The organism is Burkholderia sp. AU45274 (assembly GCF_030482505.1).
In the GTDB taxonomy this organism is placed as follows: Bacteria; Pseudomonadota; Gammaproteobacteria; order Burkholderiales; family Burkholderiaceae; genus Burkholderia.
Window position 1 is genome coordinate 56,220 of record NZ_JAUJQE010000007.1, and the last position, 14,630, is coordinate 70,849.

At 66.7% G+C, this 14,630-nt stretch carries 11 protein-coding genes and 1 pseudogene; 5 read left to right on the forward strand and 7 right to left on the reverse strand.

All coding sequences use genetic code 11. The annotated features are described in order from the left end of the window. Nucleotides 1-9: 9 nt before the first annotated feature. Genes ceoB through QZM35_RS24270 form a run of 3 tightly spaced genes read right to left on the reverse strand, consistent with a single transcriptional unit; the run spans nt 10 to nt 5,366 of the window. Nucleotides 10-3,210: a multidrug efflux RND transporter permease subunit CeoB gene (gene ceoB / locus QZM35_RS24260; protein ID WP_089433382.1), complete on the reverse strand. Its 3,201-nt coding sequence runs from the start codon at nt 3,208-3,210 to the stop codon at nt 10-12. Nucleotides 3,211-3,255: 45 nt separating this feature from the next. Continuing rightward, nucleotides 3,256-4,473: a multidrug efflux RND transporter periplasmic adaptor subunit CeoA gene (ceoA, locus tag QZM35_RS24265; RefSeq protein WP_089433383.1), complete on the reverse strand. Its 1,218-nt coding sequence runs from the start codon at nt 4,471-4,473 to the stop codon at nt 3,256-3,258. Nucleotides 4,474-4,505: 32 nt separating this feature from the next. Next, nucleotides 4,506-5,366: an alpha/beta hydrolase gene (locus QZM35_RS24270; protein WP_089428984.1), complete on the reverse strand. Its 861-nt coding sequence runs from the start codon at nt 5,364-5,366 to the stop codon at nt 4,506-4,508. 174 nt (nt 5,367-5,540) lie between these two features. Between QZM35_RS24270 and ceoR the strand changes: the two genes are divergently transcribed. Next, nucleotides 5,541-6,545, forward strand: coding sequence for a putative multidrug efflux transcriptional regulator CeoR (ceoR, locus tag QZM35_RS24275; RefSeq protein WP_039367883.1), 1,005 nt, complete (start codon nt 5,541-5,543; stop codon nt 6,543-6,545). Nucleotides 6,546-6,952: 407 nt separating this feature from the next. Further along, nucleotides 6,953-7,246 carry a DUF4148 domain-containing protein gene (locus QZM35_RS24280; RefSeq protein WP_077021359.1) on the forward strand — a complete coding sequence of 98 codons (294 nt, stop codon included), beginning with the start codon at nt 6,953-6,955 and terminating at the stop codon, nt 7,244-7,246. Between the two features lie 219 nt (nt 7,247-7,465). Here the strand turns inward: QZM35_RS24280 and QZM35_RS24285 are convergent, their stop codons facing one another. The 3 genes from QZM35_RS24285 to selD all read right to left on the reverse strand — a co-directional run bounded on the left by QZM35_RS24285 (nt 7,466) and on the right by selD (nt 10,519). Beyond that, nucleotides 7,466-8,545, reverse strand: coding sequence for a purine nucleoside permease (locus tag QZM35_RS24285; RefSeq protein ID WP_011353903.1), 1,080 nt, complete (start codon nt 8,543-8,545; stop codon nt 7,466-7,468). A 245-nt stretch (nt 8,546-8,790) separates the two neighbouring features. After that, complete coding sequence (locus tag QZM35_RS24290; RefSeq protein WP_089428983.1) at nt 8,791-9,381, reverse strand: LysE family translocator; 591 nt, start codon at nt 9,379-9,381, stop codon at nt 8,791-8,793. 73 nt (nt 9,382-9,454) lie between these two features. Beyond that, nucleotides 9,455-10,519 (reverse strand): selenide, water dikinase SelD, encoded by a 1,065-nt coding sequence (gene selD, locus QZM35_RS24295; RefSeq protein WP_301776961.1) that lies wholly within the window; start codon nt 10,517-10,519, stop codon nt 9,455-9,457. A 115-nt stretch (nt 10,520-10,634) separates the two neighbouring features. On the opposite strand from selD, the gene QZM35_RS24300 reads away from it, so the two are divergent. After that, nucleotides 10,635-11,471 (forward strand): DMT family transporter, encoded by an 837-nt coding sequence (locus tag QZM35_RS24300; protein ID WP_089428982.1) that lies wholly within the window; start codon nt 10,635-10,637, stop codon nt 11,469-11,471. A 36-nt stretch (nt 11,472-11,507) separates the two neighbouring features. On the opposite strand, the pseudogene QZM35_RS24305 reads toward QZM35_RS24300, so the two are convergent. Next, nucleotides 11,508-12,611 (reverse strand): annotated as a pseudogene (locus QZM35_RS24305) (porin). A gap of 349 nt (nt 12,612-12,960) precedes the next feature. On the opposite strand from QZM35_RS24305, the gene QZM35_RS24310 reads away from it, so the two are divergent. Both QZM35_RS24310 and QZM35_RS24315 read left to right on the forward strand, forming a co-directional pair. After that, a complete protein-coding gene (locus tag QZM35_RS24310) occupies nt 12,961-13,860 on the forward strand; it encodes an N-formylglutamate amidohydrolase (RefSeq protein ID WP_301776962.1) in 900 nt (299 codons plus the stop codon). Next, entirely contained in the window at nt 13,857-14,630 is a 774-nt protein-coding gene (locus QZM35_RS24315) for an IclR family transcriptional regulator (RefSeq protein ID WP_301776963.1), read from the forward strand. The genes QZM35_RS24310 and QZM35_RS24315 overlap by 4 nt, the downstream gene beginning before the upstream one ends.

Sequence of the window (14,630 nt, forward strand, 5' to 3'; positions counted from 1 at the left end):
TTCCTGTCCTCAAGCATCCGAAGCCGGCACGTGCTGGGACGGCACACCGTAACCCGCCGAGTCCTTCCCGGCGACGTGGATCTTGCCGCCCGCGAGCGTGCGCAGCACGACGTAGAACACCGGCGTCAGCATCAGCCCGAACAGCGTCACGCCGAGCATCCCGAAGAACACCGCGACCCCCATCGCATGGCGCATTTCCGAACCGGCGCCCGTCGACGTGACGAGCGGCACCACACCCATGATGAAGGCGATCGACGTCATCAGGATCGGGCGCAGCCGCAGCCGGCTCGCCTCGATCGCGGCCTCGAGCGGCGTCCTGCCGTCGTGTTCGAGTTCACGCGCGAATTCGACGATCAGGATCGCGTTCTTCGCCGACAGCCCCACCAGCACCATCAAGCCGATCTGCGTGAAGATGTTGTTGTCGCCCTGCGTGAGCCACACGCCCGTCAGCGCCGACAGAATGCTCATCGGCACGATCAGGATCACCGCGAGCGGCAGCGTCAGGCTTTCATACAACGCCGCGAGCACGAGGAACACGAGCAGCACGCTGATCGGGAACACGTACATCGCCGAATCGCCGGCAAGAATCTGCTGGTACGTGAGGTCGGTCCATTCGAACCGCACGCCGCGCGGCAGCGTTTCATGCGCGATGCGCTCGATTGCGGCCTGCGCCTGGCCCGACGAGAAGCCCGGTGCCGGGCCGCCGTTGATGTCGGCCGCCGTGTAGCCGTTGTAGCGCACGACCATTTCCGGGCCGAACGTCGGCGTCACCGTGACGAGCGACGACAGCGGCACCATCTCGCCACGGTCGTTGCGTGTCTTCAACTGCAGGATGTCGTCCGCACGCTGGCGGAACGGTGCATCGGCCTGCACACGCACCTGGTACACGCGCCCGAAGCGGTTGAAGTCGTTGACGTACAGCGAGCCGAGATACACCTGCATCGTGTTGAACACGTCGGTCACCGGCACGCCCAACTGCTTCGCCTTCACGCGATCGAGATCGACGTTGAGCTGCGGCACGTTGATCTGGTAGCTCGTGAACAACGGGCCAAGCTCAGGCGCCTGCTGAGCGCGCTTGATGAAGTCGTTGGTCGCATCCGCGAGCCGCGCATAGCCGACCGCGCCGCGATCCTCCACCTGCATCTTGAACCCGCCCAGCGTACCGAGGCCGAGCACCGGCGGCGGCGGGAACACCGCGACGAACGAGTCCTTCATCGCGCCGTACTTCTGGTTCAGCGCCCCCGCGATCGCGCCGGCCGACAGCGCCTTGCCGTGCCGTTCCGAGAACGGCTTCAGTGTGACGAACACGATGCCCGCGCTCGAGCTGTTCGTGAAGCCGTTCACCGACAGCCCCGGGAACGCGACGGCGCTCTCGACGCCCGGCTGCTTCAGCGCGATCGAGCCCATGTCGCGGATCACCTTCTCGGTGCGGTCGAGCGACGCGCCGTTCGGCAGCTGCGCGAACGCGATCAGGTATTCCTTGTCCTGCGCGGGCACGAAGCCGCCCGGCACGACCTTCGACACGAGCACGGTCGCGCCCACCAGCACGAGGTACACGCCGAGCATCAGCGTCTTGCGCGACAGCACGCCGCGCACGCCGCGGCCGTAGTTCTCCGCGCCGCGATGGAACACCTTGTTGAAGCCGCGGAAGAAGCCGCCGAGCACGCGGTTCATCACGCGCGTGAGCCAGTCTTCCTTGTCGCCGTGACCCTTCAGCAGGATCGCGGACAGCGCCGGCGACAACGTCAGCGAGTTGAACGCCGAGATCACCGTCGAGATCGCGATGGTCATCGCGAACTGCTTGTAGAACTGGCCGGTCAGGCCCGACATGAACGCGAGCGGCACGAACACGGCGACGAGCGTCAGCGCGATCGCGATGATCGGCCCGCTCACTTCCTGCATCGCCTTGTAGGTCGCCGCCCGTGCGTTCATCCCGCTCTCGATGTTCCGCTCGACGTTCTCGACCACCACGATCGCATCGTCGACCACGATCCCGATCGCGAGCACCATCCCGAACAGTGACAACGCGTTGATCGAATACCCGAACGCGAGCAGCAGCGAGAACGTGCCGATGATCGACACCGGCACCGCGATCAGCGGAATCAGCGACGCGCGCCAGGTCTGCAGGAACACGATCACGACGATCACGACCAGCGCGATCGCTTCGAGCAGCGTGTGCACGACGGCCTTGATCGACGAACGCACGAACTGCGTCGGGTCATAGACGATCTTGTAGTCGACGCCCGCCGGCATGTCCTGCTTCAGCTCGGCCATCGTCTTGCGCACTTCGTCCGAGATCTGCAGCGAGTTCGCGCCCGGCGACTGGTTGATCGCCATCGCGACGGCCGGCTTGTTGTCGAGCAGCGAGCGCAGCCCGTATTCGGACGCGTCGAGCTGGATCCGCGCGATGTCGCGCAGGTGCGTGACGCCGCCGTCCGGCGTCGTCTTCACGACGATGTCGCCGAACTCGTCTTCCGTCTGCAAGCGGCCGCGCGCGTTCACCGACAACTGCAGCGGCGTGCCCGGCAGCGACGGCGACGCGCCGATCACGCCGGCCGCGACCTGCACGTTCTGCTCGCGGATCGCCTGCACGACGTCCTCAGCCGACAGCCCGCGCTGCGCGACCTTCTGCGGATCGAGCCATACGCGCATCGCGTAGTCGCCCGAACCCCACAGCTGCACCTGGCCGACGCCCTGGATCCGCGACAGGCGATCCTTCACGTTGATCAGCGCGTAGTTGCGCAGGTAGGTCATGTCGTAACGGTTGTCCGGCGAGATCAGGTGGACCACCATCGTCAGCGTCGGCGAGCTCTTCACCGTCGTGATGCCGAGCCGCTGCACGTCTTCCGGCAGGCGCGGCAGCGCCTGGTTCACGCGGTTCTGCACGAGCTGCGTGGCCTTGTCCGGATCGGTGCCGAGCTTGAACGTGACGGTGATCGTCATGTTGCCGTCGCTGTTCGCCTGCGACTGCATGTAGAGCATGTCCTCGACGCCGTTGATCTGCTCTTCGAGCGGCGACGCGACCGTCTCGGCGATCACTTTCGGGTTCGCGCCCGGGTACTGCGCCTTGACGATCACGGAAGGCGGCACGACTTCCGGATACTCGGAGATCGGCAGCAGGAACATCGCGATCACCCCGCCGAGCAGGATGATCACCGATAGGACTCCTGCGAAGATCGGCCGGTCGATAAAGAATTTGGAAATGTTCATGTGTGGCTCTGTCTGGTTGAACGCGGATACGAAGCGGCGGGCCGCTTACGAATCCGCCTTCGCCGGGGCGGCCGGCTTCGCGTTGCCCGCCAAAGGCGCGGACGGCGCGTCACCGCCCGTCATCGGGACCATGTGCGGCTTCACCTGCTCGCCGGGGCGCACGCGCTGCGTGCCGTTCACGACCACGCGATCGCCGGCGGAGAGCCCGCTCACGATCACGCGCCGGTTGCCGTGCTGCATCCCCTGCTGCACTTCGCGGTACGACACGCGGCCTTGCTGGTCGACGACGAACACGAACTTCTTGTCCTGGTCGGTGTTGATCGCCGCGTCGTCGACGAGCAGTGCCTCGTGCGGCGCGCTGCCGCCCACCTTCACGCGTGCATACAGGCCCGGGACGAGCGCGCCGTCGGCGTTGTCGAAGCGCGCGCGCACGCGGATCGTGCCGGACGACGTGTCGAGCCGGTTGTCGACCGAGTCGATCTCGCCGCTGCGCGAGTAGCCGGTTTCGTTCGCGAGGCCGAGTTCGACCGGCACCTTGCGGCCGCTGCGCGCGCCGTTGATGTATTGCAGGTAGGTCTGCTCGTCCGCGTCGAACGACGCGTAGATCGGCGACACCGACACCAGCGTCGTCAGCGGCGCGGCCGCTGCGCCGGCCGACACGACGTTGCCGAGCGTGATTTCCGCACGCGACACGCGGCCCGACACGGGCGCCGTGATCCGCGTATAGCCGAGGTTGATGCGCGCCGTTTCCAGCGCGGCTTCGGCGGCCTTCAGGTTCGCCGTCGCCTCGCGGGCCGCATTCTGCTTCTCGTCGTAGTCGCGCTTCGCGATCGCGTTGTCGCCGATCAGCCGCTGCGCGCGCTGCCAGTCGGTCTGCGCGTAGCCGTTGCGCGCCTGCGCGGCCGCGAGCTGCGCGGCTGCGCGATCGGTTTCGGCCTGGTACGGGCGCGGGTCGATCACGAACAGCACGTCGCCTTTCTTCACGAGCGCGCCGTCCTTGAAGTTCACCGCGACGATCGTGCCCGACACCTGCGGGCGCACGTCGACTTTCTCGACCGCTTCGAGGCGGCCCGAATAACTCTGCCAGTCGGTCACGGTCTGCGGCACGACGGTCGCGACGTCGACTTCGGGCAGCGGTGCTGCCGCTTTCTCCGGTGCGTTTGCGTTCACGCGCATCGCGCCGAACGTTCCGAGGCCGACGACGGCGAGCGTCACGATCGCCGCTGTCGCGATTCGGGAACGGGAGGTGCGTAGGATGGCCATGTGGATCTCCAGTAAACGTGGATTGGTTTTGGTTATTCGGAACGGTTCGGCTGGCGCGCCTGGAAGCGGCACTGGAAGAAGCGCACGGCTTCCTCGAAGGCGGCTTCGTGCGTCGCGAGCGCGGCGTGCGTGATGTCCGGATAGCGGATCACCTGCGTGAGCACGCCCGACGAGATCAGGCAGCCCGCATATTTCTCCGCCTCGACGTGCAGCACATCGTTCTGCGCGGTGACGACGAGCGTCGGCGGCAGCCCCGCGAGGCGCACCGATTCGAGCGGCGCCGCGTACGGGTGCATGCGTTGGGCGGCCTGCGGCAGATACGCGCGATAACAGGCCGCGCATTCGCGCGGGGTGATGTCGGAGGAAAGACGATCGGCGTCGCCGATGCGCGTCATGCTGGGGTCGAGCATCGGCCCGAACAGCGCCTGCGCGACGATCTGCACCTCGCCGCGATCGCGCGCGATGAACGCGAGGCAGTTCGCGAGCTGGCCGCCCGCGTCGTGGCCCGCGACACCGATCTTCTTCGGGTTGCCGCCGAACGCGCGGGCGCGCGTCGCGGCCCACACGGCGGCGCGATACGCATCCTCCGGCGCGGCCGGAAAAGGAAAGGCCGGCGCGAGCGAATAATCGACCGACACTACGAGCGCTGGTAAGCGTTCTGCTAAAAAACGCGCGGCGAAATCGGCGTCTTCGAGCGAACCGCGCACGAAGCCGCCGCCGTGGAAATAAAGCACTACTGGCAACCCGGTCTTGTCCGGGCGGCGGTAGAGGCGCAGCACGATGTCCTGCGCGTAGCCGGGAATTTCGACTTCGGCGACCGTCAGCGCCGCGCCTGCCGTGGCTTGCACGGGCAACGCGGCCTTCAGGAATTTGCTGAATTCAGAAGCGTCCATGACGATGCAGCATCCATTTCGAGATGGAACGAATTCTGGGTCCGGCAGACATTGGGATAAATGCCTATAATCCGGCAACACAATTCAACGCCCCCGAACAATCCGAGGCTGCGTTTACCCACGAGGTAGCGCAGCCTTCTTGTTCCGGAGGCTCATTAGATTGCGGAGGTTGTGATGGACCGGCTTCAGGCCATGCAGGTGTTTACTCGCGTCGTCGATACAAGCAGCTTCACCAAGGCAGCAGAAACGCTCAGCTTGCCGCGAGCGTCCGTCACGACGATCATCCAGAATCTCGAAGCATTCCTCGGTGTGCGGCTGATGCACCGGACCACGCGCCGGCTGTCGCTCACGCCGGACGGCGCCGCGTACTACGAACGATGCGTGCGGATCCTCGCGGACGTCGAGGAAACCGAGGCGAGCTTCCAGGCGAACAATCGGAAGCCGCACGGAAAGTTGCGTATCGACATGCCGGGTTCGATCGGGCGGCTGCTCGTGATTCCGTCGCTGTGCGAATTCCATACGCGCTATCCGGACATCGACCTGCAGCTCGGCCTGTCCGACCGGCCGGTCGACCTGCTGCAGGAAGGGGTCGATTGCGTGATCCGCGTCGGTGCGCTGCAGGACTCGTCGCTCGTCGCACGCCGGGTCGGCCTGTTCGAATGCGTGACGGTCGCGTCGCCCGACTATCTCGAGCGCCACGGCGAGCCGCAGACGATCGACGACCTGAACCAGCACAAGGCCGTCAACTACTTCTCGAGCCGCACCGGCCGCACGATCGACTGGACGTTCCTGACCGACGGCAAGGAAGTCGAGATGAAGATGGAAGGCATCGTGTCGGTCAACGACGCGGATGCGTACGTGACCTGCGGGATCGAAGGCTTCGGGCTGATCCAGCCGCCGCTCTTCATGGTGCTGCCGCATCTGCGCGAAGGCCGGCTCAAGGAAGTGCTGCCGGGCGTCAAGCCGCTGCCGATGCCGATCTCGGTCGTGTATCCGCACAGCCGCCATCTGTCGCCGAAGGTGCGCGTGTTCGTCGACTGGATCGCCGAGGTGTTCGACCGCTGCCCGCTGCTGAGCGGCAAGGGCAGCCTCGACGCGACGTGCAGCAAGCGCACGTTCGAGGAAGCCGAACGCGCTCCGGCGCTCGACACGCCGGTCATCAACGAGTGGGTTGCGTAAGCGCCTGAACTGAGCAACTGAACCGCACACGCGGGCTGCCAGGCCCGCGTGTCGCCCCGCCTCCGCGCCCCATTTCCCGCCCGGCGCAGCCGATCCTTCCCGAATCCGCAGCAAACCTTTGTGCCAGGCGACGCAATCGTCCGCCTGCGTCGCCGCGCGCCGTCGTCGCGCCCGTGCGAGGCCCGCTGCAAGCGGGTTCGAGCGATTTCCGCATAACCCTGCCGGGTGTACGGATGGCGATTGTTCCACTGACACGACAATTCAATTCGCATCTGCCGCATTTATCGCGACGGAACAGATACCTAGAGTAAACCCTGTCGCGCACCTCGTTGCGCATCGAACAGATCCCGCTTGATGGGACCGGAGTAAGCGCTCAGCGCCAGCTCCGACATTCCAGGAGTCTCGCCATGAACCGCCGCCATCTTCTCTCCGCCCTCGCCCTCACGCTCGCCGTGTCCGCCCCGGCCTTCGCCGATTCCGGCACCCCGCATGCCGGCGACTACGGCAACACGTCGTGGTACTCGCAACACAACGGCCCGCGTACCCGCGCCGAAGTGAACGCGGAAGTCGAGCAGGCACGCAAGGACGGCACGCTCGCGTACCTGCGCAAGGCCAACTCGTATCCGCAAGGGCTCGAACTGGCGCAAGGCCCGTATCGCTCGATGCCGGAAAGCAACCAGCTCGCCGGCGGGGGCCGGTAAACGCGCAACGCCGCGCAACGGGTTGCCCCGCGCGCGGCGTTTCGAACCCGCCATCGACGACTCGCCGAGTCAGTCAGCTAGATAGTTAGTTGCAGGAGAACATGATGAACGATCAACTCCCTTCGCCGCTCGATCACTGGGACGACACCACGCCGGTATGGACGCCGTTCCGTTCGGCCCCGCACGCGCACTGATCGCGGCTGAGTCGTCGTCCGGCACTTACCGGCGCGGCACCCCGTCACGCCATTCGCCCCAGTGCGTCACGATGTCCTGCACGAGCGGATTGCCCGCGCGGTACAGGTTTTCGGTCGCCGGGGCGAAGCCGCCCTGGTCCGCGTAGTTCAGCAGGTTGTCGGCACTCGTCTGCCCCGCATACGGCCGATCGAAATCGGACCCGGTGCGCAGCACCGCGACGCGCGACAGGTCGACCCGCTTCACGCTCGCCGCACGCTTGAGCGCTTCATACGTCGCGTTGTCTTCCTGCGCGGTCATGCAGTACGTGCCCTTGCCGTCGGTCAGGATCTTCGTCCACTGGCGCGCGCGCTCGCCGATCAGCGTGCCCGAGAACCACGTGTTGCCCGATGACGTGTCGCACTGGATCACCGTCGGCGGCCGGTTCGCCGGCGCGTAGTTGAACTTCGCGCGTGCGGCCTGCGCCTGCGCGCTGTCGGCGAGCACGACGTTGCGCGACAGCGCGACCGCGGCGTCGGTCAGCTGCGGGTTGAGCTGGAACACCTCGGTGCGATAGTCGAGCGGCGGCTTGTCGTTCGGGCTCTTCGTGTTGATGCCGAGGAAGCCCGTATTCCAGCCGGCCGGAATCTCGCGTGCATCGAGCTCCCACTGCAGGCTGAAATCGACCAGGTATTTCGACCACGCGGCCGAACCGACCGTGCCTTGCGCGGGGTCGACGCCCGCGATGCCGGAAATCAGGAAGTACGTGCGACGCAGGTCGAAGCGCTGCGAGAACGTGAGCGCCATGATCGTCGCCGACGCGTTCGCATAGCCCATGCCGGTCGTGACCACGCATACGTCCTGCTTGTTGCAATGCACGTTCGGATAGTCGGGCGACAGGCCGGGCACGGCGATGTCGCGCCACGGGCCGATCCGGTCGAGCCAGGCCTGGCCCTCAGGACCGAACATCGTGATGATCATGACCTTGACCGGGCGGCCCTGCGCACCGGTCTCGGCGAATGCATTGTTGCCCGCGTTGTTGCCCTGGTTGTCCTGCGCGATCGACGGCGCGGTCGCACAGGCTGCGAGCGAGAATGCAGCGGCGGAAAGAATGGAGCGAGTCAGCATCGGCGTTCCTTGTTTCGATGATGTTGGGTGAGAACGGCTCTCGTAGACTGCGCGTCGGAGTATAGAACGCGCATGCCCGATGCGGAACCCGACTACGAAACGGCGACGGTGCGTCGGTGCGGGTCGGGTACGCGCGGGAATGACGAAGGAAATGGTCTCCGCGCGTCGACACACCATCAGGATTACTATCCGGTTGCTCGACACCGGCACGTCAATCGCACGTGCACGCGTGTCACCCGGCACCGCTACAGCCGCGCCAGCCCCGCCACCCCGTAACCCAGCACGACAAGCGCGGCGACCACATGGCTCGCCGCGAGCAACGCCGGCGACTTCACGATCCGCCCGATCACGCTGCCGCCGAATGCGAACACGAGCTGCCCCGCGAGGCTGCCGGCAAACACGCACGCGGCACCCAGCAGCCAGTGCCGATGCGCACCGGCGGCAGCCGTTGCATAACCGTAGAACAACAGGATCGTGAGCGGGTTCGCCAGCGTGACGAAGAACATCGATGAAAACGGGCGGCTGCCCGGCGGCCGTGCATCACCGTCGAGCGTGCGGCGGCGATCCCGCAGCGCCTGCCACAGCATCCGCGCGCCCATCGCGAGCAGCACGAGCGCGCCGACCAGGCGAAACAGCGACAGATGGGCGGCGAGCGTGCTCGCGAGCATCGCACCGAGCGTGAATGCGACGACCGCATAGCAGCCGTCGGCCATCGCGACACCCACCGCCGCGCGCACGCCGCTTGCGGTGCCGGCGCGCATCCCGTAGTTCGCGATCATCAGCGCAACGGGCCCGACCGACAGCGCGATCATCAGCCCGAACAGGAAGTCGTTCATCGGTCGTCGATGCCTTCGATGGAAGGCATCGATTCTAGCGACCGCAAAAAAAATCCTGTGTGGCGCGTGAGCGTCACGCGACGTCGACGCGTGCGGGCCCGTCCACCATCTCGCCGATCACGCCCGCGCGGTCGAAGCCGTCGGCACGGAAGCACGCGAGCACGTCGTCGACGGCCTCCGGTGCGCACGCGACCAGCAAGCCGCCCGACGTCTGCGGATCGGTCAGCAGCGCCTGCGCGACGGGCGGCAGCGTGGCGGCCAGCCGCACGTCCGTGCCGTATGCGGCCCAGTTGCGGCCCGACGCGCCGGTGAACACGCCGTCGGCGACGAACGCCTCGACGCCCGCGAGCCACGGCAGCGACGCATAGTGCACGCGCGCGATGAGGTGCGCGCCGCGCGCCAGCTCGAGCGTATGGCCGAGCAGCCCGAAGCCCGTCACGTCGGTCAGCGCATGCACGCCCGGCAGCGCGGCGAGCTCGGCGCCCGGCCGGTTCAGCTTGGTGGTCGTCGCGACCATCTGCGCATAGCCATCGGCATCGAGCTGGTTCTTCTTCAGCGCGGCGGACAGCACACCGACGCCGAGCGGCTTGCCGAGCACGAGCACGTCGCCCGCGCGCGCGGCCGCATTGCGCTTCACGCGCGACGGATGCACGACGCCGATTGCCGCAAGCCCGTAGATCGGCTCGACCGAATCGATCGAATGGCCGCCCGCGACCGGGATGCCGGCGTCCGCGCACACCGATTCGCCGCCGCGCAGCACGGCCGCGATCGTTTCGTGCGGCAGCACGTTGATCGGCATGCCGACCAGCGCGAGCGCGAGGATCGGCTTGCCGCCCATCGCATAGACGTCGGACAGCGCGTTGGTCGCGGCGATGCGGCCGAAGTCGAACGGATCGTCGACGATCGGCATGAAGAAGTCGGTGGTCGCGACGATCGCCTGCTCGTCGTTGAGGCGGTAGACGGCTGCGTCGTCGGAGGTCTCGGTGCCGACCAGCAGATCCGGGAACAGCGCGGGCGGCGTCGCGCGCTTCAGCAGCTCGGACAGCACGCCCGGCGCGATCTTGCAGCCGCAGCCGCCGCCATGTGACAGGCTCGTGAGGCGCGGAACGGCAGGCTGGGCTTGGGTGGCTTCGGTCATGGTCGGCATCCGGTGAATAACAACACGCCATTATCGACAATTCCTTGCGAGTGCGCCCGATACCCACATAATGATCGCGCCGCCTCCGCTCCCGCCCCTGTCCGCCCCTTCGTCCATGGACCACCTCTTCATCGGCCTCGTGCTGTGCTCCGCGTTGCTGCACGCGATCTGGAATGCCTTCCTCCACGTCAGTGAAGACCGGCTCGTCCAGCTCGGCACGATGTCGCTGCCGTATTTCGTGTTCGGCGCGGCCGGCGCCGCGCTGCTGCCCGCGCCGGCGCCCGCCGCGTGGCCGTATATCGCCGGGTCGGCCGTGCTCGAGGTCGCGTACTGCTTCACGCTGGCGCGCGCGTATCGCAGCGGCGAATTCGGGCAGATCTACCCGATCGCACGCGGGATTTCTCCGCTGCTCGTGTCGGTACTCGCGCTCGCGATCCTGCATGAGCGGCCGACGCCGCTCGGCTTCGCGGGCATCGCGCTCGTGTCGTTCGGCATCATGTCGCTCGCACTGCGGCGCGGCTTCCGGTTCTCCGGCGAAGGCGTGCCGTTCGCGCTGCTCACGGGCGTGTTCATCGCCGCCTATTCGATCTGCGACGGCATCGGCTCGCGCGTATCCGGCAGCGCGCTCGGCTACATCGCGTGGGTGTACGTGCTGTGGAGCGTGCCGCAATTCGTGCTGGTGTGCGCGGTGCGTGGCGGCCCGCGCGCGGTGCTCGGCTCGCGCACCGCGCTCACGCAGGGCGCGATCGCCGGCACGATCTCGCTCGCCGCGTACGGGATCGTGATCCTCGCGTACCGGTACTTGCCGGTCGGCACGGTGTCGGCGCTGCGCGAAACGAGCTCGATCTTCGCGGTCGCGATCGGCTGGCTCGTGATGCGCGAGCGGCCCGGCGCGCAGCGGCTCGCCGCGTGTGCGCTGGTGGTGGCGGGCGCGGCGCTGATCCGGCTGTAAGCAGAACGAGCGCGCGCCCGCGCGCCTGCCGCCGCGTCAGAACTTGTGGCGGATGCCCGTCACCGCGACGATCTGCGTGCGCGTGCTCGACGGATTCGAGATGCCTTCGATCGCGGCCACCGTGTTCGACGACGCACGCTGGTAGAACGCGTTCACGTAGATATCGGTGCGCTTCGACAGGAAATACTGCGCACCGACGCTCGTCTGCAGGTAGTGCGAACTCGGCTTCGGCCCTTGCGACGCGAACACCTGCGTATAGGTTTCGCCGAGCGCGAACTGCAGCGCGGGCGTCATCAGGTAGCGCACGCTGCCCTCGTAGTTGTTGAAGCGCATCGCGCCGCCCGTCTGCAGGTTGAACAGCGAACTCGTGTACAGCAGCCCGAACGTCGCGGCGCCTCACGCATACGCGCCGCCCGCGCCCCAGATCTGCTGGCGCGTCACGCCCTTGATGAACGTGTAGTAGTTGTCGGATGCCGCCGCGCCGGTGGTGTCGAGCGCCGGATGATCGACGCGCACGTAGGCCGCACCGAGTTGCAGCGGCCCGTTCTCGTAGCTCGTGCCGATGCTCCACACGCGGTTTTGCGCGAACGACGTCGAATTCGAGAAGCCGTACAGGCCGACCGCGCGCAAGCCGTACCAGGTGGGCGTCTGGTACTGCACCGAATTGTTGGTGCGGAACGTGTTGTTCAGGTCGTCGGTGTCGAACGGGTGCAGCGCGTACTGCGTGAGCGCGGTGGTCGCGCCGATCTGCAGCGGCTCCAGCACTTCCTGCGCCGCGTTGTACTGGCGACCCATCGTCAGCGTGCCCCAGCGGTCGTTTTCCAGCCCGACGTACGCGCGGCGCCCGAACAGCCGGCCGCCCTGGCTCGCGGCGCCGCTCTCGATGTTGAAGCCGTTCTCGAGCCGGAACACCGCGCGCGTGCCGCCGCCGAGATCCTCCTTGCCGAGCAGCCCGAAGCGCGTGCCCTGCTCGTTGCCGCCGGTCGCCTGCCACGCGGCATGCCCGTTCTGGTTGTTCGTGTACGTGATCCCCGAATCGACCACGCCGTACAACGTCACGCTCGACTGCGCATGCGCGTGCATCGCACCCGCCGCCGTTGCGAGTCCCGCCAGCGCGACCGCCATTCCTTTCCGCTTCATCTCCGACCCCTTTTATCGATTGAATATGGGGAGCGATTTATTTCGCTCGATACGTGTTTTATTTAATAAAACATCGTCTTATTCATTGTCGAATTCGGCGATTTGAAGCGTCAAGCGATGCCAAAAATCGTACATGGGAGTGGAATACCCCTGAATCTCCAGGCGTTTCAATGAATGAAACACACCCAATAACCACGGTCATTACAGCCCGATCTCGACACGCAATCCCGATATCGCAAAAAGCCCTTGACCGCGATTTTCAGTCGTTGTGAAATATTGATACGCTGTTTTAATGATTAAAACAAACGCACGAGACGCTTCGAGAAACTAGGCAAAGAACCTGATCCCCATGCTGACGTTTAATTGCAACAACGCGACCGCCGGCGCATCGCCTGCGTATTTCGTCGCGACGCCGACGGTGCCGGCCCTGCCGATCGTCGTCGACTCGCCGCACAGCGGCATCGCGTATCCGCCGGACTTCGCCACCGTCGCGCCCGATGACGCGATCCGCACGACGTGGGACGCGTACGTCGACGAACTGTGGGCCGGCACGCCCGCGCGCGGCGGCACGCTGCTCGGCGCGACGTTTCCGCGCGCATACATCGATCCGAACCGCGCGGAAACGGACATCGACGCAACGCTGCTCGCCGAGCCGTGGCCCGAGCCGCTTGCGCCGCAGCCGTACACGCAGCGCGGGATGGGGCTGATCCGTCGCGACGCGCTGCCCGGCGTGCCGCTATACGACCGCAAGCTGTCGCTCGAAGCAGTACGCAACCGGATCGACGCGTACTACCTGCCGTACCGCCGCGCGCTCGCCGGCATCGCCGAGCCGCTGCACGCCGCGCACGGCGCGCTGTGGCATATCGACTGCCATTCGATGAAGTCGCGCGGCAACGCGATGAACGTCGACGCGGGCGCATGGCGGCCGGACGTCGTCGTCAGCGACCGGCGCGGCACGACCGCGGACCCGGCCTTCACCGCGTGGACCGCGCAGTGGTTCGCCGACGCCGGCTATCGCGTGCAGATCAACGACCCGTACCAGGGCGGCGACCTGCTGACCGCGCTCGCCGATCCCGCGCGGCAGCGCCACAGCATCCAGATCGAGTTCAATCGTGCGCTGTACATGGACGAGGCCGCGTTCGCGAAACACGTGGGCTTCGCCACGCTGAAGCGCTCGGTCGATGCGTATCTCGATGCACTCGCCGATTACGTCCGCGTGCGCATCGCGCCGCAGGGAGACCCCGCATGACGACCTATATCGTCGACGCCGTCGACAGCGCGCTGAAGCTGCTGACCTACGTGGCCGAGCATCCGAACCTCGGCGTGACCGAGCTCGCATCGCAGCTCGGCATCAACAAGTCCCGCACGTACCGGATGCTGTGCACGCTGGAACTGCACCGCTTCGTCGTGCAGGACCCGCGCACGTCCACCTATGCGCTCGGCCCGCAGGCGTTCGTGATCGGCGTAGCGGCGTCGCAGCAGAACGCGCTCGTGCGCGCCGCGCACCGTCACATGCTCGCGCTCAACCAGGCGATCAACGAGACCATCGTGCTGCGCGTGCGCGAAGGGCTCGAATCGGTGTGCGTCGCGCGCTGCGAAACGACGCACGCGGTACGCACCGTCGGCGCGGTCGGCAACCGCCGGCCGATCAATTTCGGCGCATCGGGCAAGGTGCTGCTCGCATTCGCGCCCGACCCGGTGCGCGACGACTTTCTCGCGCAATTGCGCCGAAACGGGCACGCCGACGATCCGGTGAAGCTCGCCGGCGAACTCGACGCGGTCGCGCGCAAGGGCTACGCGGTGAGCAGCGGCGAGGTGACGCCCGGCGCGGTCGGGATCGCGGTGCCGGTGCGCGACCTGACGGGGGCGACAGTCGCGTCGGTCAGCGTGACTGGGCCCGAGGTGCGCGTGAGCCACGCCGACATTCCCGACTATCTCGAACGACTGCAGGCGTGCAGCCTCGCGATTTCCGCCGAACTCGGCTACGTCCCGGCGCGTGCCGCGCTACAACCGGCCTGA

Coding starts and splice junctions, on each gene's coding strand:
- ceoB (WP_089433382.1), bottom strand. CDS start 3,210: ATGAACATTTCCAAATTCTTTATCGACCGGCCGATCTTCGCAGGAGTC.
- ceoA (WP_089433383.1), bottom strand. CDS start 4,473: ATGGCCATCCTACGCACCTCCCGTTCCCGAATCGCGACAGCGGCGATC.
- QZM35_RS24270 (WP_089428984.1), bottom strand. CDS start 5,366: ATGGACGCTTCTGAATTCAGCAAATTCCTGAAGGCCGCGTTGCCCGTG.
- ceoR (WP_039367883.1), top strand. CDS start 5,541: ATGGACCGGCTTCAGGCCATGCAGGTGTTTACTCGCGTCGTCGATACA.
- QZM35_RS24280 (WP_077021359.1), top strand. CDS start 6,953: ATGAACCGCCGCCATCTTCTCTCCGCCCTCGCCCTCACGCTCGCCGTG.
- QZM35_RS24285 (WP_011353903.1), bottom strand. CDS start 8,545: ATGCTGACTCGCTCCATTCTTTCCGCCGCTGCATTCTCGCTCGCAGCC.
- QZM35_RS24290 (WP_089428983.1), bottom strand. CDS start 9,381: ATGAACGACTTCCTGTTCGGGCTGATGATCGCGCTGTCGGTCGGGCCC.
- selD (WP_301776961.1), bottom strand. CDS start 10,519: ATGACCGAAGCCACCCAAGCCCAGCCTGCCGTTCCGCGCCTCACGAGC.
- QZM35_RS24300 (WP_089428982.1), top strand. CDS start 10,635: ATGGACCACCTCTTCATCGGCCTCGTGCTGTGCTCCGCGTTGCTGCAC.
- QZM35_RS24310 (WP_301776962.1), top strand. CDS start 12,961: ATGCTGACGTTTAATTGCAACAACGCGACCGCCGGCGCATCGCCTGCG.
- QZM35_RS24315 (WP_301776963.1), top strand. CDS start 13,857: ATGACGACCTATATCGTCGACGCCGTCGACAGCGCGCTGAAGCTGCTG.